Annotated in this window: 1 protein-coding gene; it reads right to left on the bottom strand. The window is 69.0% G+C overall.

Annotation, left to right across the window (positions count from 1 at the left end; translation table 11 throughout):
* On the bottom strand, window positions 1-819 hold an 819-nt coding region (locus BACI9J_RS22650; RefSeq protein ID WP_159736644.1), incomplete at its 3' end, for a hypothetical protein.
* Between the last annotated feature and the right edge of the window lie 294 nt (window positions 820-1,113).

Below are 1,113 nucleotides of genomic sequence, written 5' to 3' on the forward strand. Positions count from 1 at the left end.
GAGCGCGGGGTCGTAGTGGACGGCGTTCTGGAACACCAGCAACGGGTTCCGTCCGAACAGCGCCTCGAGGAACATCACCGCCCCGAAGACCGCGATCGTCGGGAACAGCACGATGAGCACGTTCGACCATCGCGCCCCCGACTCGCTCCGCCGGGCGACGGAGAGCAGTGGGGCGGTGATCGCCGCCGCGACCACGAGGACGAGCCCCGAAGCATCCGCCAACGCCGCGAGCATGAAGAGGATCCCGGACTCGAAGCCTGCCTTGGTGTTCCGGCTGGAGACGAAGCGGACCATGTTGATCGCGCCGATCCCGAACAGTGCGATGCCGAGGAGCGCTTCGAAGTTGCCCGTGGCGGTGTACGCGAAGAGCGGGTTCGCGCCGATCGCGACGAGGAAGACCGTGCTCTTCCACCAGGGGAAGCGTCGCTGGACCATGGCCTCGAGCAACTGCTGCAGCAGGATCCCGGCGACCAGGGCCCCGGCCGCCGCGAGGCCGGCGGCGCCACCGGGGATGAGCCGCACCAGGACCGTGCCCAGCGGCGGGTAGAGCTCACTGAGCCACGAGACGTCCGCCCGGTCCCAACTCAGTGTCGCGACGTGGTCCACGACGGAGCGGTTGACGGTGACGTCGGCCACGGTGGGGTCGGCGCTGAAGACGGCGAGGATCAGGAACGGGACGGCGAACGCGAGCCGGAGCAGCCACCGTGCGCCCGCGCGGCTCGGGAACGGTTCCAGCCGTGTGCGCGCGTGGCCGTCCGCACGGGCGGCTTCCAGCTCGCGCCGCAGGGAGCCTGCACGTTCCGCTTCCAACAAGACCACTGGGGCCACCTCACAGCAAGGCCGACTCGGTCTTGTTTGACATCGATTTCTGGCCCGACACTGGTGCCGCGCGCCCCGCAGCAGTGCGGATGCGAACGCATCCTCTCACCCTCGGCAGGATTCCGGGTGACCGCGGCGAGACCGGCTGCTATGTTTGCGCGCGCAACAAATACGATCCCGGACGACGATGTCGGAGGACCCGCGATGACGCACGCACCAGAGCACCGCTTCGGCGAGACGACCCTGACGATCGTCGATGCCACCGGCGCACCGATCCCCGGGGCTGACGTCACC

Source organism: Arthrobacter sp. 9V (assembly GCF_902506065.1).
Classification (GTDB): domain Bacteria; phylum Actinomycetota; class Actinomycetes; order Actinomycetales; family Micrococcaceae; genus Arthrobacter.